Below are 19,495 nucleotides of genomic sequence, written 5' to 3' on the forward strand. Positions count from 1 at the left end.
GTCCCTCCACGTCCCACGCCCAGCCATCTGCGTATGCGCGTCAGCATCAGTCCTCCAGGGCGGGGTGTGTTGAAGGGGGGCGTTGTGCACGCACCCTCGTGAGGGCAGCTGCTGTGCCACCCTCTGCGCCGCTCTTGTGGCTGTGGTGCCACGGACACAGCAGCTGTAGGTTCTCGTCCCGGTGGTCGTCTCCAGGGACTATGTGGTCCACGTCCGTACCCGGCAGCTCACACCGTCGGCCGTCGCTGTAGCGGGCCACGCATACGCCGCCATCACGCCGGATGATCCTGCGCCGGATCCGCGGCCAGTCCTTCGGGAGCCGCTGCCGGCGGGTACTTCCTTCCCACGCCACGGACCCACCTCCGCTCGGGCATGCAAAAGCCCCGTCCGCGGAAGGCGAGACGGGGCACGTCGCTGTGATCTACGCTGCGCGCATGTTGAAGAAGCTGCTGGGGAAGCTGGCCGTGCCTCCAATAGAAGTGGCCGCAGGGGACGCGTGGAAGGCCGGGAAGACCGTCTTCATCCGCAAGTTCTATCCGCGGCCCACAAAAAACGACGCCGACCTAGCGCAGGCGATTCAGGACGTCGAGGCCCTGGGCTGGAAGCTGGCTTCCTCGCAGTTCGAGGGGGACGGGCTCCAGCGGCACGCGAACCTTGTGTTCACACGCCCCTGATCAGAGGCTGATCGCCGTCAGCTTCAGGTCCGCGTGCGCCACGTCGACGAGCAGCTTGCCGCCGTAGTCCTGCGGATCGAACGGACCGAACATCTCCTTCGCTCCGGCCGCAAGCGACTTCGTCCGCGGAGCCGCCACCTGGCCGTCGACCTTGCGCGCCACGTTGAAGGTCACGATGCGCGCGGAGGCGCCGGAGTTCTCCACAAGGACAATCACGCGACCGTTGTTCAGGATCGAGTGGTTGTTCGTGGCGTCGCCGGTCGTCGAGGTGACGGCTACGCCGGTGCGGTCCGCGACGAGCACGGGAACGTTGATACGAGGCATGGTGGGCTCCAGGGTCGGTTACTTGATTCCGTCCCCGTCGTTCACGTGGACGATGGCGGGGCTTCGTCGTGGTCGGGACGGCAGGATTCGAACCTGCGGCGTCCGGCTCCCAAAGCCGGCGCTCTGACCGCTGAGCTACGTCCCGTTGGCCTGTCTGTGCGCTACGATGGGCGCGGTACGGCGGCCTCTGCCCGGCAGGGATGACGAGACAGAGACCGCCGCGGGTGGAACCCCGCACCTCGCGCCTCCTGGTCTCTGACCACCAGGGGGCGCACACAAGCCCCGGCCGACTAGATCCCGGCCGGAAACGCGAGAGCCCGGCCGACTGATTCCCGGCCGGGCTCTTTGCTGTGCTGAAGTCATCCGGACCGTTAGGCCCGGGTGCGGTACGTCGCGGGCAGCGCCCCACGTCCTCTGACGCCCGGATCCTGGCCCGGTTCCCCGGTCCCCGAACACGTCAGCGGAGCCCCCAGCAGGGTTCGAGCCTGCGACATCCGCTTTACGAGAGCGGCGCTCTTCCAACTGAGCTACGGGGGCGTTGGTTCATCCTTGTCCAAGGGTCCCGCGGTGGCTTGCTCCGCATCCTCGTCGACCGGCATCCTGAGGTTGTCCGGGAGACCGGACCCCTCGAAATGCTGGTGGCGTTCAGGGATGCACGGCGTATGACGTTGCAGCGTCGCCGTGCTCGGGGCCGATGGGTTGCCGCCCGTCGGCCCCTCTTTTGCGCTCCCGACCGGACTCGAACCGGCGGCCCTCCGCTCGACAGGCGGACGCTCTGACCACTGAGCTACAGGAGCAGTGTGCCGCTCGCTCCGTCGAGGAGCGGCACGACGGTTGCGCCGAGCCTCCGCAGGGTTGCTGACGACTCCTGCGGGTCCAGCGGAAGTTGCGACTGTCTCATGCGTCAGGGATGAGCAGTCACGGCGTCCGTCTCGCCGTCGCGGAAGGTGAGGGAGTCGAACCCCCAACGCCCAAGGGCGCCACGCTTTTCGAGAGCGCTTGGCCCGCCAATGCCGGACCTTCCAAGACGCAGTATTCGTGACGTGTATTTCTGGGCCGGTCTCCCGGTCACGCCGCCCGCGCTGTGCCGGCGCGTCCCGTGGTCCCTGGGGGACTCGAACCCCCATCCCCGTCCCATCGGACGGTGCGTTGCCGTTACGCCAAGGAACCTGCCCCCGTCGGGGCGGTGCCGGGGAGCTACCCCGGTTGCCGAGCCACCCGCAATAAAGGGCGGGGCCACGGTGGGCATGCCTCCGGATGACACAGGCTCGGTACGTGGATTCGGCGGGATTCGAACCCGCGATAGCTGCCTACTGCCGGCGCTCTCCCATGCTGAGCTATCGAACCCTTGCGTGGACGTGGCGGGATTCGAACCCGCGGCGGTCCCCTCGTAGCCTCTCTGCCGGCCAGGGCCCCGTCTAGGCAGTGTCACCCTTAGGCCAGGCTAGGGAACACGTCCACCTCCCCCGCCACCGCTGGACAGCACCACACCCGGCGGACGGGAAGCTTGGGACAGACCGACGCCGCTCGACCGCGCATCTACCCGGAGGAGAGTGCGGGGAGCGCAGGAGCGGCGCCGGCCGTCGGAGGGAGCGGACCGCCCGCCAGTCGCGACGGTCGCCGAACTTCCCTCTACTAGTGTTATGGGGGAAGCCCAGTACTGGGGGTTGGCGTCCTCGTCCGCCCCCAGGCCAAACAATCAAACCTGACCCCTATTTCCAACTTTCCCTTAACGCGTTAGAGAGAAATAGAAAACAGGGTCTGGTTTGACAGTTTGCGCCCTCCGACGCGCACGTTCGCTACAGACCGTCACCCTTTCACGCATCCTGTAACTCGGAGTACCCTCTCCCGCGCCCGACGGCCGGGGAGTTGGAGGACGGCGGCGACGAGGACGGGTCAAACCGGTCCGACGTGCCGCACCGGGCGCGCCGGTATGGTTGCCCCGACGCGCCCAGCTTTGTTACCTAGTCGTTATCAAAACAGTTCCTGCTGCCGGATGTCTTCGAGTAGGTCACGCTCAATCTCCTCGTGCTCTTCCTGTGTCAGGCCTCCCTGTCGATGCGTAAGCTCCCGAGACTCGTCGTCGCGAACGGCCTCCAGCTCCGCGGCGGCTTGGTTGCGCTGCTCGATGCGGGCGCGCTCCCCAACAGGCAGGCGCCTGCCTCCCGCGGGGTCCACCCGGATTACGAGACCCGCGTCTGCGAGCATCTCCGCCCGCCGTCCATGAGGCGCGCTCTCCCAAACCTCTCCGAACGTGCGGCCCGTGTCCCGCAGCTCCCAGTGGGGCGCAACGTCGGACACCTCCTCCAGTGCGGCCCGGCGCGCGAGGAGTGCCGTCATCTTCGTTCGGAATTCCTCCTCGTCCTCCGGACCCACGTACAGCCCCGCGTCACGGTCGGCGCGCATCGTCTTGATGGTGGAGGCCACCTCCAACCGCTCCTGACGGCTACTGCTGCCCGGGTGCCAGATACTTTCGACCACGCGGAACGGTGCGAACACCGTGGTCATTTGCTCGTCCACCCACTCCGACAGGTCGTTCGCGCGGATGTACGCTGCCGGCCGGTGACGCTGCTCGTTGGGGCGTGAGCACTTCAGCCCCTTGTGTCCGTGTGCAACGGTCTGCGTCAGAGGCGCGTCGCACGTGCCGCACAGAGCCACTCCCTGTAGCCAGTGAGCGTCCAGACGCCGCGTGCGGGTGACGCTCAGGGTGTCGAGCTTTGCCTGTACGGCTTGCCATACGTCCCACGTGAACACCGGTTCCCACGCGACGACGGGGAGGCCGTCAGGGCCCGTTACGGGGCGTCCGCGGTCTCCGATTCGATGGCCCAACTGCACGGGGTTTCGGAGGATGGAACGGACAGCGTTACCACGCCAATACGTGTCTTCTGCCGCAAAGCCTCCAGCACGCTTTGCCGTAGCTCCCTGCTGCCGTGACGTCGGGACGCCGGCCTCGTTCAGCGCTTTGGCGATTGCCGTTGTGGACTCACCGTCCAGGAGCATTGCAGCCATGCGCTGGATTACCTTGACGGCCTCCGGATCGCGCACGAGATAACGGCCCTTACCGGAGGGGTGCGGGGCCGGCGTGAGCCCATACGCAATGCGCCCACCCACGAATTTGTTGTCCTCCAACCCCTTTCGTCGCGCATCCATGGAGCGTTCCCGGATCATTGCCCGTTCAAGCTTGGCGAATACCGCGATGATTTCCGCCATTGCGACGCCCATAGGGGAGGAAAGGTCCAGCGGCTCCGTGACGCTGACGAGGGAGACGCGCGCTTTTTCGCACCGCTCCATCAGATCGGCGAACGCGATCGTCGACCGTGAGAGCCTGTCGAGCTTGTAGAAGACGATGGCGTCCACCTCGTCGAGGCGGCTCATCATTACGGACATCTGCGGACGCTGGTCCGGGTCCGTCGCCCCGCTCACACCCTCGTCTGCGAAGGGGTGGAGGAGCCTCCACCCGCGGCGCTCCACCTCCGCGGCGCAGTGCTCTGTCTGACGCGCGATGCTCGTCGTACGTTCGGTTACCCGCGAGATGCGGCTGTACGTGAAGGCCCGCAAGGGCTCATCAGGGTTGTGCACTAGCTTCACTGCTGTGTGCTCCTGCCTGTCGTACGGGCACGCCCCAGCATCACCGTTGTGAGTCTGTTCAGCAAGAGTGCGTCTACTGCTTCGCACGCAAGACGCACAGCTACCTCGACCTCGACACCGGCCTCGGCTTCGACTCGCAGATCGTCGTCAAGACCAACGCGCCCGAACTGCTGCGCCGCGAGCTCGCCGCGCCCCGCTGGACCGGCGCGCACATCGCGATGGGCACCAACGTGGACTGCTACCAGCGCGCCGAGGGCCGCTACCGGCTGATGCCCGGGATCATCGAGGCCCTGCGGGACCGCGCCAACCCCTTCTCGATCCTCACCAAGGGCACGCTGATCCTGCGCGACCTGCCGCTCCTGCGCGAGGCGGCGGAGGTCACCGAGGTCGGCATCTCCGTCTCCGTCGGCTTCACCGACACCGCCCTGTGGCGGACCGTGGAGCCCGGGACGCCCTCCCCCGCCGCCCGGCTGAACGCCGTACGGACGCTGACCGACGCCGGGATCGAGTGCGGGGTGCTGATGGCCCCGGTGATCCCCTTCCTCGGTGACTCCCCCGCCCAGCTGCGGGCCACCGTGCGGGCGGTCGCCGAGTCCGGCGCCACCTCCGTGACACCCCTGGTACTCCATCTGCGGCCCGGGGCCCGCGAGTGGTTCACCGCCTGGCTGGGCGAGCACCACCCGCACCTCGTCGAGCGGTACGAGCGGATGTACGCGGGCGGCTCGTACGCGCCCACCTGGTACCAGCGGACGATCACCCGCCAAGTCCACGAACTCGCGGCCGAATTCGGCATCGGCCCGGCCCGGCGGGGCGCGGCCCGCGGGATCGCCCGGCCCGAACGCCCGGACGGACCCGCGTCCGCCGGAGCGACCCAGCTCACCCTCCTCTGACGTCCATCACTGCCTGAACGGTCATCACATCGGGCCAATGGCCCTTCCAATCCCGTCTTCCAGGCGTGGCTTCCGGGACGATTCCGCCCAGAACACTCGGCTGGGAGGCCCCATGCTCCACCCCTTGAAGAAGCGCGCCGCCGTCCTGCTGGCGAGCTCCACCGTCGCCGCCGCCCTCGCGAGTCCGGTGACGGCCGCCCCGGCCGCACCCGCCCCGGCGGAGCGGGCCGCGCAGGCCGCGCTGCGCTGGACCGGCTGCGCGACCCCCCGCTACCCGACGCTCCAGTGCGCGTCCCTCGAGGTGCCTCTCGACCACGACCGGCCCGCCGGCCGGACGATCACGCTCGCGCTGACCCGGGTCCCGCACACCGCCAAGACCTCCCAGGGCCCCCTGCTGGTCAACCCCGGCGGTCCCGGCGGCAGCGGGCGGGCGCTCGCCGGGTTCGTCGCCTCCGCCCTGCCCAAGGACGTGGCGGCGCAGTACGACGTGATCGGCTTCGACCCCCGGGGCGTCGGCAAGAGCGAGCCCGCCCTCGACTGCGGTTCCGGGCACTTCAACCCCGTCCGCCCCGATTCCGTGCCGCAGGACGCGGCGACCGAGCGGGCCAACCTCGACCGCGTCCGGGCCTTCGCCGAGTCCTGCGGCGCCCGCCACGCGGACGTGCTGCCGCACATCGGTACGGTCTCGGCCGCCCGGGACATCGAGGTGCTGCGCACCGCCCTCGGCGCGCAGCGCATCAGCTATTTCGGCTACTCCTACGGGACCTACCTGGGCGCGGTGTACGCCAAGCTCCACCCGGGCCGGGTGCACCGGCTCGTCCTGGACTCCGTCGTCGACCCGAACGGGGTCTGGTACGAGGACAACCTCTCCCAGGACCTCGCCTTCGACGCCCGCCACAAGGCCTTCCTGGCGTGGGTCGCCCGGCACGACGCCACCTACCGGCTCGGCACCGACCCGGCGGCGGTCGAGGCGCGCTGGTACGCCATGCGCCAGTCGCTGCGGGGGAACCCGGCCGGCGGCAAGGTGGGGCCGTCGGAGCTGGAGGACACCTACATGCCGGGCGGCTACTACAACGGCTACTGGCCCAACCTCGCCGACGCCTTCGCGGCGTACGCGGTGAAGAAGGACCCGGCGCCCCTGGTGGCGGCGTACGAGCGGTTCGGCGCGGTGGAACCCTCCGCGGGCAACAGCTACAGCGTCTACACCGCGGTCCAGTGCCGGGACTCGGCCTGGCCCCGGGACTGGAACGAGTGGCGCGCGGACATGTGGCGCACGCACACCAAGGCTCCGTTCATGACCTGGAACAACGCCTGGTACAACGCCCCGTGCGCGTTCTGGCCGACCGAACCGCTGCAGGCCCCCGACGTGACCAACGCGGACCTGCCGCCGGCCCTGCTCCTGCAGGCGACGGACGACGCGGCGACCCCCTTCGACGGGGCGGTCAGCATGCGGGAGAAGCTGTCGGGCTCGGCCCTGGTGGTCGAGGAGGGCGGCGGGAACCACGGCATCGCCCTGAGCGGGAACAAGTGCCTGGACGAGAAGGTCGCGGCCTACCTGCGGACCGGGCAGGCGGCGGACGCCACCTGCCCCGCGCAGGCGGCCCCGCAGCCGACCACGGCGACCCGGGCCGTGCCCTCCTCGGCGGGCGGCGCCGCCCTGCACGGGCTGCTCGGCTTCCGCGGCTGACCGGACGGCCCTGCCGGGCCCGCCGACCGGATCCGGCGGGTCCGCCCGCCCGGTCCCGTCAGGCGTCGAGGGCGCGCAGGGCGGTCGTGGCCGCCACCGCGAGGCGGGGGTGGGACTGGGCGCGGGTGAGGACCTCGCGCGCGCGGGGGTCGGCGAGGGCGCCCAGGCCCTCGACGCAGGCCAGTGCGACGCGCCCGTAGGGGTCGTGCGGGGACAGCAGCCGCGACAGGGTGGCGATCAGCGCCGGTACGGACTCCGGGGCGCGCAGCGCGGTGAGCAGCCGGACGGGCTGGAGGGCGTAGGCCGTGCGCAGGCCGTTGGTGGCGAGGGCCGCGGCCGCGCGGGCGGTGCGCGGGTCGTCCAGGACGGCCAGGGCCTCGGCGGCGGCCGCGCAGCGGGGCGGGTCCCGGTGGTTGAGGAGCAGGACGAGGGATTCGAAGGCGCGCCGGTCCCCGGCGAGCCCGAGCCGGTACGCGGCCAGCTCGCGGGCCCACAGGGGCAGCCCGGCCGAGGTCAGGGAGGCGGCCAGGGCGTCGGGGCCGGCCGCGCGCAGCACCTCGTACTCGGGCGAGCCGCCCGCCTCCGCCCGCAGGCGCTCCAGCACGTCGTTCACGCGGCCCACCCTAGGCGGGCGGGGCGGGCGGCACGCCGGGTTCCCGTAGATGATCAAGCGCGGTTGATCGATGATCGATGATCGGTACATTTCGGCGGTACAGGTCACATCTCCGCGCTCTGGCGCGCCAGTTACCGGCGAGTTACTGTCGTTGCAACACGTACGAGGGCGGCCTGGTGACGCAGCCGCCTCGTGCCGGTCGGTTCGTTTCGCATGCACGGCATGACCCCGGGACAGGGTCGTGCCGCTTCCGCCCCCGGGGCTGCTTCCCGCCGGGCTCCGGTCCGGGCCGTTCCTGCCCCGGGCTCCTCACCGCACGGCACCCCGTACGGCATCCGCGCGCGCTGTGCGCCGCGCGCTCCCTCAGTCGTCACCCTCTTCCACTGGAGTCCCTCGATGGACCGTCAGTCCAGTCAGCCCACCCTCCAGACCATCGCCGTCGTCGGCCTCGGCACGATGGGCACCGGCATCGCCGAGGTCCTCGCCCGCGCCGGCCGCGAGGTCATCGGCATCGACATCAGCGAGACCGCCGCCCGCCGGGCCTCGGCCTCCCTCGCCGCGGCGACCGCGCGTTCCGTCGCCCGGGAGCGCCTCACCGAGCAGGAGCGGGCGGACGTCCTGGCCCGTTTCCGCACCTTCACCGACCTGGCCGCTGCGGCCGAGGCCGATCTCGTCATCGAGGTCGTGCCGGAGTCGTACGAGGTCAAGCAGCAGGTGTTCCGCGAGCTCGACGCGGTCGTGCGGGCCGACACGGTCCTCGCCACGGGCACCAACGCCCTGTCGGTGACCCGGCTCGCCGCCGAGTCCCAGCGCCCGGAGCGCGTGCTGGGCCTGCACTTCTTCAACCCGGTCCCGGCGATGAAGCTGGTCGAGGTCGTCTCCTGCGTCCTGACCGCCCCGACGGCCGTGGAGGCGGTCACGGAGCTGGCCCGCGAGCTCGGCAAGGAGCCCGTGGCCGTCGGCGACCGGCCCGGATTCGTCGCGGACGGCCTGCTCTTCGGCTACCTCAACCAGGCCGCGGCCATGTACGAGGCGAAGTACGCCTCACGCGAGGACATCGACGCGGCGATGCGGCTCGGCTGCGGTCTGCCCATGGGCCCGCTCGCGCTGCTCGACCTGATCGGCGTGGACACGGCCCGCACGGTCCTGGAGGCCATGTACGCCTCCTCCGGCGACCGGCTGCACGCACCGGCCCCGATCCTGGGGCAGCTGGCCGAGGCCGGGCTGGCCGGCCAGAAGTCCGGGCGCGGCTTCTACACGTACGAGGCGCCCGGCAGCTCGGTGATCGTGCGTGACCTGCAGACCCCGCTGGACGGGTCGCTGCTGGGCGCGGGCCGCCCGGTGAGCTCGGTCGGCGTGGCCGGCTCCGGCACCATGGCGAGCGGTATCGCGCAGGTCTTCGCCCAGTCCGGGTTCGACGTGGTCCTGGCCGCGCGCAGCCAGGAGAAGGCGGAGGCCGCCAAGGCCGCCATCGGCAAGTCCCTGGGCCGTGCGGTGTCCAAGGGCAGGCTGACGCAGGAGGCCGCGGACGAGACCCTGGGACGGATCACCCCGGCCGGTTCGCTGGACGCCTTCGCCGAGGTGGACCTGGCGGTGGAGGCGGTCGCCGAGGACCTGGAGGTCAAGCAGGAACTGTTCGCGGCGCTGGACAAGGTCTGCCGGCCGGGTGCGGTGCTGGCCACCACCACCTCGTCGCTGCCGGTCATCGCGGTGGCCCGGGTGACCTCGCGTCCGCAGGACGTGATCGGCATGCACTTCTTCAACCCCGCCCCGGCGATGAAGCTGGTCGAGGTGGTCCGGACCGTCCTGACCGCCGACGACGTGCACGCCACGGTCCGCGAGATCTGCGTCAAGGTGCGCAAGCACCCGGTGGACTGCGGGGACCGGGCCGGCTTCATCGTGAACGCGCTGCTGTTCCCGTACCTCAACAACGCGATCAAGATGGTCGAGCAGCACTACGCGAGCCTCGACCAGATCGACGCGGCGATGAAGCTGGGCGGCGGCTACCCGATGGGACCGTTCGAGCTGCTCGACGTCGTGGGCCTGGACGTCTCGCTGGCCATCGAGAAGGTCCTCCACAAGGAGTTCCGCGACCCGGGCCTGGCCCCGTCCCCGCTGCTGGAGCACCTGGTGGCGGCGGGCTGCCTGGGCCGGAAGACCGGCCGCGGATTCCGTGAGTACGCCCGGCGGTAAGCGAGCGGGCCACGAGCCGGATGCGTGGGGAGGGCTGCTCGGGTCCGCCGGACCCTCACGGCGGACTGACCCTCCCGAGCCCAGTGCGGGCTCTCCCCCGCATCCACCCCTCTCCCACCCCCCTCAGGCGCGCTCCCCTGCGCGAATGAAGTACTTTCGCTCTATGTCCCAGCCCGCCAAGACCTCGCCCCGCGCCTCCTCGGCCCCCGACGCCCCGGAGAGCGCGGCCGGCACCCGGGCTGCCGCCCAGCGGCTCAAAATGCGCCGTGAGCTCGCCACCGCGGCCATGGAGCTGTTCGCGACCAAGGGGTACGAGGCGACGACGGTCGACGAGATCGCCGCGACGGCCGGGGTCGCGCGGCGGACCTTCTTCCGGCACTTCCGGTCGAAGGAAGAGGCGATCTTCCCCGACCACGACGACACCCTGATCCGTGCCGAGGCCGTCCTCGACGTGGCCCCGGCGCACGAGCACCCGCTCGACACGGTGTGCCGCGGGATCAAGGAAGTCATGAAGATGTACGCAGCCTCGCCGGCGGTGTCGGTGGAGCGCTACCGGCTGACCCGCGAGGTGCCGGCGCTGCGGGAGCGGGAGATCGCCTCGGTGGCCCGGTACGAGCGGCTGTTCACCCGCTACCTGCTGGCGCACTTCGACGAGACCGACCACCACGACGGCAACGACGACCCGCTGCTGGCCGAGGTGGCCGCCTCGGCGGTGGTCACGGCCCACAACCACGTGCTGCGGCGCTGGCTGCGGGCCGGCGGCCAGGGCGACGTGGAGGCGCAGCTGGACCACGCCTTCTCGATCGTGCGCAAGACCTTCGGCACCGGGATCGGCGCGGGCCGCACCCTGAGCACGGCGGCGCCCTCCGCGCCGGCGGCCGTCCGTACGGAGGGCGAGGTGCTGGTGGCGGTGGCCCGCACCGACGCGCCCCTGGACGAGGTCATGCGGACCATCGAAGAGGCACTGCGCGCGAAGTAGCACAGCCGGAAGCGATGCTCGTCACAGCGGCCGCCCCCGAGAGGGGGGCGGCCGCTTTCGTATGTCCGGCTTGCCCCTACTCGGCGGTAACTCTGATCGATCATCGCTCATCTGCGCAGGTCAATAAGCAAATGAGAGAAAGTTTTGGCACGCGGTGCCTTGCCGGGTGACACGGGGTGCCATACGTTGAAGTCGTCCGGATGTCCCCGCGACCCACGCCCACACGGCACGGAACGCGCCCCGGACGCCTGCGTCACCAGGCACCCGCACGCCCCACCACGGGCGGCGCCCAGCACCACAGCACCGCCGGACCGACGGCACACCCCCAACCGCTCCACGCACCCGTTCACCTCAGCGCACCCTCATCAGCGCTAGCCGGAGGCTCACCGTGAAGGACATCCTGGACGCGATTCAGTCGCAGTCCGCCACCGCCGCAGACTTCGCAGCCCTGCCGCTGCCCGACTCCTACCGCGCGATCACCGTGCACAAGGACGAGGCGGAGATGTTCGCGGGGCTCACCACGCGCGAGAAGGACCCGCGCAAGTCCCTGCACCTGGACCACGTGCCGCTCCCCGAGCTGGGCCCGGGCGAGGCCCTGGTGGCCGTCATGGCCTCCTCGGTCAACTACAACTCGGTGTGGACCTCGATCTTCGAGCCCGTTTCCACCTTCAGCTTCCTGGAGCGCTACGGGCGCCTGTCGGAGCTCACCAAGCGCCACGACCTCCCCTACCACGTCATCGGCTCCGACCTCGCGGGCGTCGTCCTGCGCACCGGCCCCGGCGTCAACGCCTGGAACCCGGGCGACGAGGTCGTCGCGCACTGCCTCTCCGTCGAGCTGGAGTCCTCCGACGGCCACAACGACACGATGCTCGACCCCGAGCAGCGCATCTGGGGCTTCGAGACCAACTTCGGCGGCCTCGCCGAGATCGCGCTCGTCAAGTCGAACCAGCTGATGCCGAAGCCCGACCACCTCAGCTGGGAGGAGGCCGCCTCCCCCGGCCTGGTCAACTCCACCGCCTACCGCCAGCTGGTCTCCAACAACGGCGCCGGCATGAAGCAGGGCGACAACGTCCTGATCTGGGGCGCCAGCGGCGGCCTCGGCTCGTACGCCACCCAGTTCGCGCTGGCCGGCGGCGCCAACCCGATCTGCGTCGTCTCCTCCCCCGAGAAGGCCGACATCTGCCGGTCCATGGGCGCCACGGCGGTCATCGACCGCAACGCCGAGGGCTACAAGTTCTGGAAGGACGAGAACACCCAGGACCCCCGCGAGTGGAAGCGCTTCGGCGCGAAGATCCGCGAGCTGACCGGCGGCGAGGACATCGACATCGTCTTCGAACACCCGGGCCGCGAGACCTTCGGCGCCTCGGTCTACGTCACCCGCAAGGGCGGCACCATCACCACCTGCGCCTCGACCTCGGGCTACATGCACCAGTACGACAACCGCTACCTGTGGATGTCGCTGAAGCGGATCGTCGGCTCGCACTTCGCCAACTACCGCGAGGCGTGGGAGGCCAACCGCCTGATCGCCAAGGGCAAGATCCACCCCACCCTGTCGAAGGTCTACTCCCTGGAGGAGACCGGCCAGGCCGCCTACGACGTCCACCGCAACCTCCACCAGGGCAAGGTCGGCGTCCTCGCGCTGGCCCCCGAGGAGGGCCTGGGCATCCGCAACCACGAGATGCGCGCCCAGCACATCGACGCCATCAACCGCTTCCGCAACGTCTGAGTCCGTTCAAAGGCCTAAGGGACAGCCTGAGATGACAGAGCGCCAGAAGGACCGTCCGTGGCTCATGCGGACGTACGCCGGCCACTCCACGGCCGAGGCGTCCAACGAGCTGTACCGCCGCAACCTCGCCAAGGGCCAGACCGGCCTGTCGGTCGCGTTCGACCTGCCGACGCAGACCGGCTACGACCCCGACCACATCCTCGCCCGCGGCGAGGTGGGCCGGGTCGGGGTCCCGGTCTCCCATCTGGGCGACATGCGGCGGCTGTTCCAGGACATACCCCTGGAGCAGATGAACACCTCGATGACGATCAACGCCACCGCCATGTGGCTGCTGGCGCTCTACCAGGTGGCCGCCGAGGAGCAGGGCGCGGACATCTCCCAGCTCCAGGGCACCACCCAGAACGACATCGTCAAGGAGTACCTCTCGCGCGGGACGCACGTCTTCCCGCCGGGGCCGTCCCTGCGGCTGACGACCGACATGATCGCGTACACGGTCAACCACATCCCGAAGTGGAACCCGATCAACATCTGCAGCTACCACCTGCAGGAGGCCGGGGCCACCCCGGTCCAGGAGATCTCGTACGCGATGTCCACGGCGATCGCCGTCCTCGACTCGGTGCGCGACTCGGGGCAGGTTCCCGAGGAACGCTTCGGCGAGGTGGTCGCCCGTATCTCCTTCTTCGTGAACGCGGGCGTCCGCTTCATCGAGGAGATGTGCAAGATGCGCGCCTTCGGCCGCATCTGGGACAAGGTCACCAAGGAGCGCTACGGCATCGAGAACGCGAAGCAGCGCCGCTTCCGTTACGGCGTCCAGGTCAACTCCCTGGGACTCACCGAGGCGCAGCCCGAGAACAACGTCCAGCGCATCGTGCTGGAGATGCTCGCGGTCACCCTCTCCAAGGACGCCCGCGCCCGCGCGGTGCAGCTGCCCGCCTGGAACGAGGCGCTGGGCCTGCCCCGGCCCTGGGACCAGCAGTGGTCGCTGCGCATCCAGCAGGTCCTCGCCCACGAGAGCGACCTGCTGGAGTACGACGACATCTTCGCCGGATCCCACGTCATCGAGGCCAAAGTCGACTCCCTGGTCGCCGACTGCCTGGCCGAGATCGACCGGATCCAGGAGATGGGCGGCGCCATGGCCGCCGTCGAGTCCGGCTACCTGAAGTCGCAGCTGGTCTCCTCGCACGCCGTGCGGCGGGCCCGGATCGAGGCCGGCGAGGACAAGATCGTCGGCGTGAACTGCTTCGAGCAGACCGAGCCGAACCCGCTCACGGCCGACCTGGACGGCGCCATCATGACCGTCGACGGGGCCGTGGAGGCCCTGACCGTCGAGCGCATCGGCCGCTGGCGCTCCGAGCGCCAGGAGTCCTCGGACCGCCAGGGCAACGGCGACCCGTTCGTCTTCCCCACCACCCAGCAGGCGCTGGAGCGCCTGAAGGAGGCCGCGGCGGGCACCGAGAACCTGATGGAGGCCACCCTGGAGTGCGCCCGGGCCGGTGTCACCACCGGCGAATGGGCGGGCGCACTGCGCGAGGTGTTCGGCGAGTTCCGCGCCCCGACCGGGGTCTCCTCGGCCCCGGTCGCGGTGGCCGCCGAACCGGGCACCCCGATGCACGAGGTCCGCGAGAAGGTGGCGCGCACCGCCGACGAGCTCGGCTCCGGCCGGCTGCGGCTGCTGGTGGGCAAGCCCGGCCTGGACGGGCACTCCAACGGCGCCGAGCAGATCGCCGTCCGTGCCCGCGACGCCGGATTCGAGGTGGTCTACCAGGGCATCAGGCTGACGCCCGAGGAGATCTCCTCCGCCGCGCTGGCCGAGGACGTGCACTGCGTGGGACTGTCCATCCTGTCCGGATCGCACAGCGCCCTGGTCCCGGACGTCCTGGAGCGGCTGCGCACGGCGGGGGCGGGTGACATCCCCGTCATCGTCGGAGGCATCATTCCGAACGCCGACGCCGTCGCGCTCAGGGCCGCGGGTGTCGCCGCGGTCTTCACGCCGAAGGACTTCGGCATCACGGAGATCATCGGCCGTATCGTCGACGAGATCCGCAAGGCCAACAAGCTCGCTCCCCTCGACACAGACAACGCACTCGTTGCAAGCACGGAGGTCCCCGCATGACCACGCCCGTCCACCCGGTGAACCGCCTTCGCCCGCGTCGCTCCTGCCTCGCGGTGCCCGGCTCGAACCCGCGGTTCCTGGAGAAGGCCCAGGGCCTGCCGGCCGACCAGGTCTTCCTGGACCTGGAGGACGCCTGCGCCCCGCTCGCCAAGGAAGGCGCCCGCCACACCATCGTGGACGCGCTGAACAACGGCGACTGGACCGGCAAGACCCGCGTCGTGCGCGTCAACGACTGGACCACCCACTGGACCTACCGCGACGTCATCACGGTCGTCGAGGGCGCCGGCCAGAACCTCGACTGCATCATGCTGCCGAAGGTCCAGGACGCACAGCAGGTCGTGGCCCTCGACCTCCTCCTGACCCAGATCGAGAAGACCATGGGCTTCGAGGTCGGAAAGATCGGCATCGAGGCGCAGATCGAGAACGCCAAGGGCCTGGTGAACGTCGACGAGATCGCCGCCGCCTCCCCCCGGCTGGAGACCATCATCTTCGGTCCCGCCGACTTCATGGCCTCGATCAACATGAAGTCCCTGGTCGTGGGCATGCAGCCGCCCGGCTACCCGGCGGACGCCTACCACTACATCTTGATGCGGATCCTGATGGCGGCCCGCACGCACAACCTCCAGGCGATCGACGGCCCCTTCCTCCAGATCCGTGACGTGGACGCCTACCGCGAGGTGGCCGGCCGGGCGGCGGCGCTGGGCTTCGACGGCAAGTGGGTCCTGCACCCCGGCCAGGTCGACGCGGCCAACGAGGTCTTCTCCCCCTCCCAGGAGGACTACGACCACGCCGAGCTGATCCTCGACGCGTACGACTGGTGCACCTCGGAGGCCGGCGGTAAGAAGGGCTCCGCGATGCTCGGCGACGAGATGATCGACGAGGCCAGCCGCAAGATGGCCCTGGTCATCGCGGGCAAGGGCCGGGCCGCCGGCATGCAGCGCACCACCAAGTTCGAGATCCCGGAGGCCTGATCCCGATGCAGTTCGGACGTACGTACGAGGAGTTCGAGGTCGGGGCCGTCTACAAGCACTGGCCCGGGAAGACGGTCACGGAGTACGACGACCACCTCTTCTGTCTCCTGACCATGAACCACCACCCGCTCCACATGGACGCGAACTACGCCGAGAACACCACCGACTTCGGCAAGAACGTGGTCGTGGGCAACTACATCTACTCGCTGCTGCTCGGCATGTCCGTGCCGGACGTCTCCGGGAAGGCCATCGCCAACCTGGAGATCGAATCCCTGCGGCACGTGGCGCCGACCTTCCACGGCGACACGATCTACGGCGAGACCACGGTCCTCGACAAGACCCCGTCGAAGTCGAAGAACGACCGCGGCATCGTCTACGTCGAGACCAAGGGCTACAAGCAGGACGGAACCCTCGTCTGCGTCTTCCGGCGCAAGGTGATGGTCCCGACCGAGACGTACATCAAGGAGCGCGGCGGCGAGCAGCCCGGCCGCCCCCAGCTGAAGACCCAGGAGAAGTAGCCATGGCCCGACTCGCCCAGACCGCCGGGCTGACCGACGTCCAGCGGGAGATCCTCAAGACCGTCCGCGAGTTCGTCGACAAGGAGATCATCCCGGTCGCCACCGAGCTGGAGCACCGCGACGAGTACCCGCAGCAGATCGTCGACGGCCTCAAGGAGCTCGGCCTCTTCGGGCTGATGATCCCGGAGGAGTACGGCGGCCTGGGTGAGTCGCTCCTCACCTACGCCCTGTGCGTCGAGGAGATCGCGCGGGGCTGGATGTCCGTCTCGGGCATCATCAACACGCACTTCATCGTGGCGTACATGCTCAAGCAGCACGGCACGCAGGAGCAGAAGGACCACTTCCTCCCGCGCATGGCGCTGGGCGAGGTGCGCGGCGCGTTCTCGATGTCCGAGCCGGCGCTCGGTTCCGACGTGTCGGCCATCACGTCCAAGGCGGTGAAGGACGGCGACGAGTACGTCCTGAACGGCCAGAAGATGTGGCTGACGAACGGCGGCAGCTCCACCCTGGTGGCCGTTCTCGTCCGCAGTGACGAAGGACACCCCGAGGGCACCGCGCCCCACAAGTCGATGACGACCTTCCTCGTCGAGAAGGAGCCCGGTTTCGGTGAGGTCCGTCCCGGCCTGACCATCCCCGGCAAGATCGACAAGATGGGCTACAAGGGCGTCGACACGACCGAGCTCATCATGGACGGACTGCGCATTCCGGCCAATCGCGTCCTCGGCGGCCGGACCGGCCGAGGGTTTTACCAAATGATGGACGGCGTCGAGGTCGGCCGGGTCAACGTGGCGGCGCGTGGCTGCGGCGTCGCTCAGCGTGCTTTCGAACTGGGTGTCTCCTATGCCCAGCAACGTCACACTTTCGGCAAGGCCATCGCCGAACACCAGGCCATCCAGTTCAAGCTGGCCGAGATGGCTACCAAGGTCGAAGCCGCTCATGCGATGATGGTGAACGCAGCACGCAAAAAGGACTCCGGGGAACGAAACGACCTCGAAGCAGGGATGGCGAAGTACCTCGCCTCCGAGTACTGCAAGGAGGTGGTCGAGGACGCCTTCCGCATCCACGGTGGATACGGATTCTCGAAGGAGTACGAGATCGAGCGCCTCTACCGCGAGGCTCCGATGCTGCTCATCGGTGAAGGTACCGCCGAGATCCAGAAAATGATCATCGGGCGACGCCTGCTTGAGGAGTACCGACTCCAGGGCTGAAAGTCCCTTTTGCGGCGGATCCTCCCCGGGTCCGTCGCAACAAGGTCACTCCCAGTCACTGGCCGACGGCCATCGACTCGGCTTCTGGCTTGCCCAGTTGTTGCGCGCAACCGATAGCATTCCAGTAAAGCCGCCGTCCCGTCCCCCTGTTTGCGGCGCGGCAATCACCCGCTACGAAGGTCATCCATGCCCCACAGCCAAACCTCTGCATCCCGCGACAGCCGACTCGGCGTACGTCTCGCCCGCGGAGCATCGCCGTGGCTTCTGCCGACCGTCGCCACCGCGGCGCTCAGCCTCACCCGGGCCCGCAAGTCCGGACGCTGGGCCGCTGTGGCCGTGCCCGCAACCGCGCTCGCCGCGGGCATGCTGTGGTTCTTCCGCGACCCCGAGCGTGAGATCGCCCAGGGCCGTGTCATCTCGCCCGCCGACGGTGTGGTGCAGAGCATCATGCCGTGGAAGGACGGGCGGACCCGGGTCGCGATCTTCATGAGCCCGCTCAACGTCCACGTCAACCGCGCGCCCCTCGCGGGCACGGTGACGTCCGTGGAGCACGTCCCCGGCGGATTCGTCCCGGCCTTCAACAAGGAGAGCGAGAACAACGAGCGCGTTGTCTGGCACTTCGACACCGAGCTCGGCGACATCGAGATGGTGCAGATCGCCGGCGCCGTCGCCCGCCGCATCGTCCCGTACCTGCCGGCCGGCACCAAGGTGGAGCAGGGCGAACGCATCGGTCTGATCCGCTTCGGCTCCCGCGTCGACATCTACCTCCCGGAGGGCGTCGAGGTCGCGGTCGAGGTCGGTCAGGCCACCACCGCGGGGGTGACACGAATTGACCGTGACTGACCCTGAGACTCCGGCCACCGGCTGGGTGCCCGAGTCCACCGAGGAGGAGTCCGCCGAGGACGACATGCCGCTCTCGCTGCGGCTGTCGATAGCGGACACCCTCACCCTCGGCAACGCCACGTGCGGATTCATGGCGGTGTACTTCACCACCACCGGGATCCTCATCCCGCACCTCACCGGGAGCGGCGAGTCGGGCATGGCCCGCAACAGCGCCGCCACGGCCGTGATACTGATGCTGCTCGCCGCGGTCTTCGACCTCTTCGACGGCATCGTCGCCCGCAAGCTGCGCAGCTCGCCGATGGGTGCCGAGCTGGACAACCTGTCCGACCTGATCAGCTTCGGCCTGGCCCCGGCCTACTTCGTCCTCGTCTACGGCATGGTCGCCGTCGACGCGGACCAGAAGATGTCGGCACTGGCCGCGATCGTGGTGCTGCTCGCCGTGGTGCTCCGGCTCGCGAGATTCAGCTGCGTGACGATGAAGGACGGCATGTTCCAGGGCATGCCGAGCCCCTTCGGCGCGCTGACGGTCGTCTCGATCGTCCTGCTGGAGCTGCCGTTCATCCCGACGCTGCTGGCGATCATCGGGGTGGCCTGGCTGATGGTGAGCCGGGTCGAGTACCCCAAGCCGCGGGGTGTCCTCGCGGTGGCGATGCTCTGCTGGATCATCAGCGCGATGGGGCTCCTGGCGGCCTGGGCGTTCGACGCCCCGGGCGGCCAGCTGCTGCTCCAGACCGGCTGCGCCCTGCAGATCGCGATGGCCGCGACGATCCCGCTGTTCGCGACGACGCGGAGGGCCAACACCTTCCGCCACAACCGCCGCGAAGCCCGAGCGACGTCGCTGCGCTAGTCGTACCGATGAGGGCCCCCGGATGCCATGGGCATCCGGGGGCCCTCTGCGTGTCCGGGGGCGGGGCCGGGCGGTGGCTGAGGGGGGCCGGGCCCTTGCCGACGAAGCGACCCCGTCCCTGACCCGACACCTCAGGGCCTTACCCGCCCCCTTCGAGGGGACAGAGGCCCCTCGGGGGTATGGAGGGGGCCCCTGCCCCCGAGGCTGGGGCAAGTGCAAGGGGCCTGGGGACCGGCTGGGAGGCGACCTGGGCGGGGGCGGGGTCTGTCTCTTATACACATCTGACGCTGCCGACGAATAGAGAGGTGTAGATCTCGGTGG

14 protein-coding genes, 6 tRNA genes and 1 pseudogene are annotated in these 19,495 nt (G+C 69.5%); 12 read left to right on the forward strand and 9 right to left on the reverse strand.

Annotation, left to right across the window (positions count from 1 at the left end):
- Positions 1–434 precede the first annotated feature (434 nt).
- Positions 435–674 (forward strand): hypothetical protein, encoded by a 240-nt coding sequence (locus tag IH80_RS0122055; protein ID WP_030962708.1) that lies wholly within the window; start codon positions 435–437, stop codon positions 672–674.
- Here the strand turns inward: IH80_RS0122055 and IH80_RS0122060 are convergent, their stop codons facing one another.
- From IH80_RS0122060 to IH80_RS0122085, 8 genes are all read right to left on the reverse strand, one after another.
- Entirely contained in the window at positions 675–998 is a 324-nt protein-coding gene (locus IH80_RS0122060; RefSeq protein WP_158943574.1) for a hypothetical protein, read from the reverse strand.
- 69 nt (positions 999–1,067) lie between these two features.
- Positions 1,068–1,143: transfer RNA gene (locus IH80_RS0122065), tRNA-Pro, on the reverse strand.
- A gap of 319 nt (positions 1,144–1,462) precedes the next feature.
- Positions 1,463–1,535, reverse strand: a tRNA-Thr gene (locus tag IH80_RS0122070).
- A gap of 187 nt (positions 1,536–1,722) precedes the next feature.
- Positions 1,723–1,795, reverse strand: a tRNA-Asp gene (locus IH80_RS0122075).
- Between the two features lie 144 nt (positions 1,796–1,939).
- A tRNA-Ser gene (locus IH80_RS44875) sits at positions 1,940–2,022 on the reverse strand.
- A 76-nt stretch (positions 2,023–2,098) separates the two neighbouring features.
- Positions 2,099–2,168 (reverse strand) — tRNA-OTHER (locus tag IH80_RS0122080).
- Between the two features lie 183 nt (positions 2,169–2,351).
- Positions 2,352–2,457: transfer RNA gene (locus IH80_RS44880), tRNA-OTHER, on the reverse strand.
- A 515-nt stretch (positions 2,458–2,972) separates the two neighbouring features.
- Complete coding sequence (locus IH80_RS0122085) at positions 2,973–4,586, reverse strand: recombinase family protein (RefSeq protein WP_030962710.1); 1,614 nt, start codon at positions 4,584–4,586, stop codon at positions 2,973–2,975.
- Positions 4,587–4,654: 68 nt separating this feature from the next.
- Between IH80_RS0122085 and IH80_RS0122090 the strand changes: the two are divergent.
- A pseudogene (locus IH80_RS0122090) lies at positions 4,655–5,476 on the forward strand (radical SAM protein); the annotation flags it as partial.
- A 112-nt stretch (positions 5,477–5,588) separates the two neighbouring features.
- A complete protein-coding gene (locus IH80_RS0122095) occupies positions 5,589–7,163 on the forward strand; it encodes an alpha/beta hydrolase (protein WP_030962713.1) in 1,575 nt (524 codons plus the stop codon).
- Positions 7,164–7,221: 58 nt separating this feature from the next.
- Here IH80_RS0122095 and IH80_RS0122100 read toward each other — a convergent pair whose 3' ends face one another.
- Positions 7,222–7,776, reverse strand: coding sequence for a hypothetical protein (locus IH80_RS0122100; RefSeq protein ID WP_030962715.1), 555 nt, complete (start codon positions 7,774–7,776; stop codon positions 7,222–7,224).
- A 396-nt stretch (positions 7,777–8,172) separates the two neighbouring features.
- On the opposite strand from IH80_RS0122100, the gene IH80_RS0122105 reads away from it, so the two are divergent.
- The 9 genes from IH80_RS0122105 to pssA all read left to right on the forward strand — a co-directional run bounded on the left by IH80_RS0122105 (position 8,173) and on the right by pssA (position 19,174).
- On the forward strand, positions 8,173–9,969 hold the full coding sequence (locus tag IH80_RS0122105; protein WP_030962717.1) for a 3-hydroxyacyl-CoA dehydrogenase family protein: 1,797 nt from the start codon (positions 8,173–8,175) through the stop codon (positions 9,967–9,969).
- Between the two features lie 163 nt (positions 9,970–10,132).
- Complete coding sequence (locus IH80_RS0122110) at positions 10,133–10,948, forward strand: TetR family transcriptional regulator (protein ID WP_030962718.1); 816 nt, start codon at positions 10,133–10,135, stop codon at positions 10,946–10,948.
- 388 nt (positions 10,949–11,336) lie between these two features.
- A complete protein-coding gene (gene ccrA, locus IH80_RS0122115; RefSeq protein ID WP_030962719.1) occupies positions 11,337–12,674 on the forward strand; it encodes a crotonyl-CoA carboxylase/reductase in 1,338 nt (445 codons plus the stop codon).
- A 31-nt stretch (positions 12,675–12,705) separates the two neighbouring features.
- Positions 12,706–14,787, forward strand: coding sequence for a protein meaA (locus IH80_RS0122120; RefSeq protein WP_030962721.1), 2,082 nt, complete (start codon positions 12,706–12,708; stop codon positions 14,785–14,787).
- Positions 14,784–15,758: an HpcH/HpaI aldolase/citrate lyase family protein gene (locus IH80_RS0122125; RefSeq protein WP_030962723.1), complete on the forward strand. Its 975-nt coding sequence runs from the start codon at positions 14,784–14,786 to the stop codon at positions 15,756–15,758. The genes IH80_RS0122120 and IH80_RS0122125 overlap by 4 nt, the downstream gene beginning before the upstream one ends.
- 5 nt (positions 15,759–15,763) lie before the next feature.
- Complete coding sequence (locus IH80_RS0122130) at positions 15,764–16,276, forward strand: MaoC family dehydratase (RefSeq protein ID WP_030027414.1); 513 nt, start codon at positions 15,764–15,766, stop codon at positions 16,274–16,276.
- A gap of 2 nt (positions 16,277–16,278) precedes the next feature.
- Positions 16,279–17,484 carry an acyl-CoA dehydrogenase family protein gene (locus IH80_RS0122135; protein ID WP_030962724.1) on the forward strand — a complete coding sequence of 402 codons (1,206 nt, stop codon included), beginning with the start codon at positions 16,279–16,281 and terminating at the stop codon, positions 17,482–17,484.
- Positions 17,485–17,670: 186 nt separating this feature from the next.
- A complete protein-coding gene (locus IH80_RS0122140; protein WP_030962725.1) occupies positions 17,671–18,327 on the forward strand; it encodes a phosphatidylserine decarboxylase in 657 nt (218 codons plus the stop codon).
- A 64-nt stretch (positions 18,328–18,391) separates the two neighbouring features.
- Positions 18,392–19,174 (forward strand): CDP-diacylglycerol--serine O-phosphatidyltransferase, encoded by a 783-nt coding sequence (pssA, locus tag IH80_RS0122145; protein WP_386395830.1) that lies wholly within the window; start codon positions 18,392–18,394, stop codon positions 19,172–19,174.
- Positions 19,175–19,495: the final 321 nt, after the last annotated feature.

It is taken from the genome of Streptomyces sp. NRRL S-378 (assembly GCF_000720645.1).
Lineage (GTDB): Bacteria > Actinomycetota > Actinomycetes > Streptomycetales > Streptomycetaceae > Streptomyces.

Bases quoted from the DNA above. Each gene is read 5' to 3' on its own strand.
- IH80_RS0122055 (WP_030962708.1), top strand. From the start codon at position 435: ATGTTGAAGAAGCTGCTGGGGAAGCTGGCCGTGCCTCCAATAGAAGTG.
- IH80_RS0122060 (WP_158943574.1), bottom strand. From the start codon at position 998: ATGCCTCGTATCAACGTTCCCGTGCTCGTCGCGGACCGCACCGGCGTA.
- IH80_RS0122095 (WP_030962713.1), top strand. From the start codon at position 5,589: ATGCTCCACCCCTTGAAGAAGCGCGCCGCCGTCCTGCTGGCGAGCTCC.
- IH80_RS0122105 (WP_030962717.1), top strand. From the start codon at position 8,173: ATGGACCGTCAGTCCAGTCAGCCCACCCTCCAGACCATCGCCGTCGTC.
- IH80_RS0122110 (WP_030962718.1), top strand. From the start codon at position 10,133: ATGTCCCAGCCCGCCAAGACCTCGCCCCGCGCCTCCTCGGCCCCCGAC.
- IH80_RS0122120 (WP_030962721.1), top strand. From the start codon at position 12,706: ATGACAGAGCGCCAGAAGGACCGTCCGTGGCTCATGCGGACGTACGCC.
- IH80_RS0122125 (WP_030962723.1), top strand. From the start codon at position 14,784: ATGACCACGCCCGTCCACCCGGTGAACCGCCTTCGCCCGCGTCGCTCC.
- IH80_RS0122130 (WP_030027414.1), top strand. From the start codon at position 15,764: ATGCAGTTCGGACGTACGTACGAGGAGTTCGAGGTCGGGGCCGTCTAC.
- IH80_RS0122135 (WP_030962724.1), top strand. From the start codon at position 16,279: ATGGCCCGACTCGCCCAGACCGCCGGGCTGACCGACGTCCAGCGGGAG.
- IH80_RS0122140 (WP_030962725.1), top strand. From the start codon at position 17,671: ATGCCCCACAGCCAAACCTCTGCATCCCGCGACAGCCGACTCGGCGTA.
- pssA (WP_386395830.1), top strand. From the start codon at position 18,392: ATGCCGCTCTCGCTGCGGCTGTCGATAGCGGACACCCTCACCCTCGGC.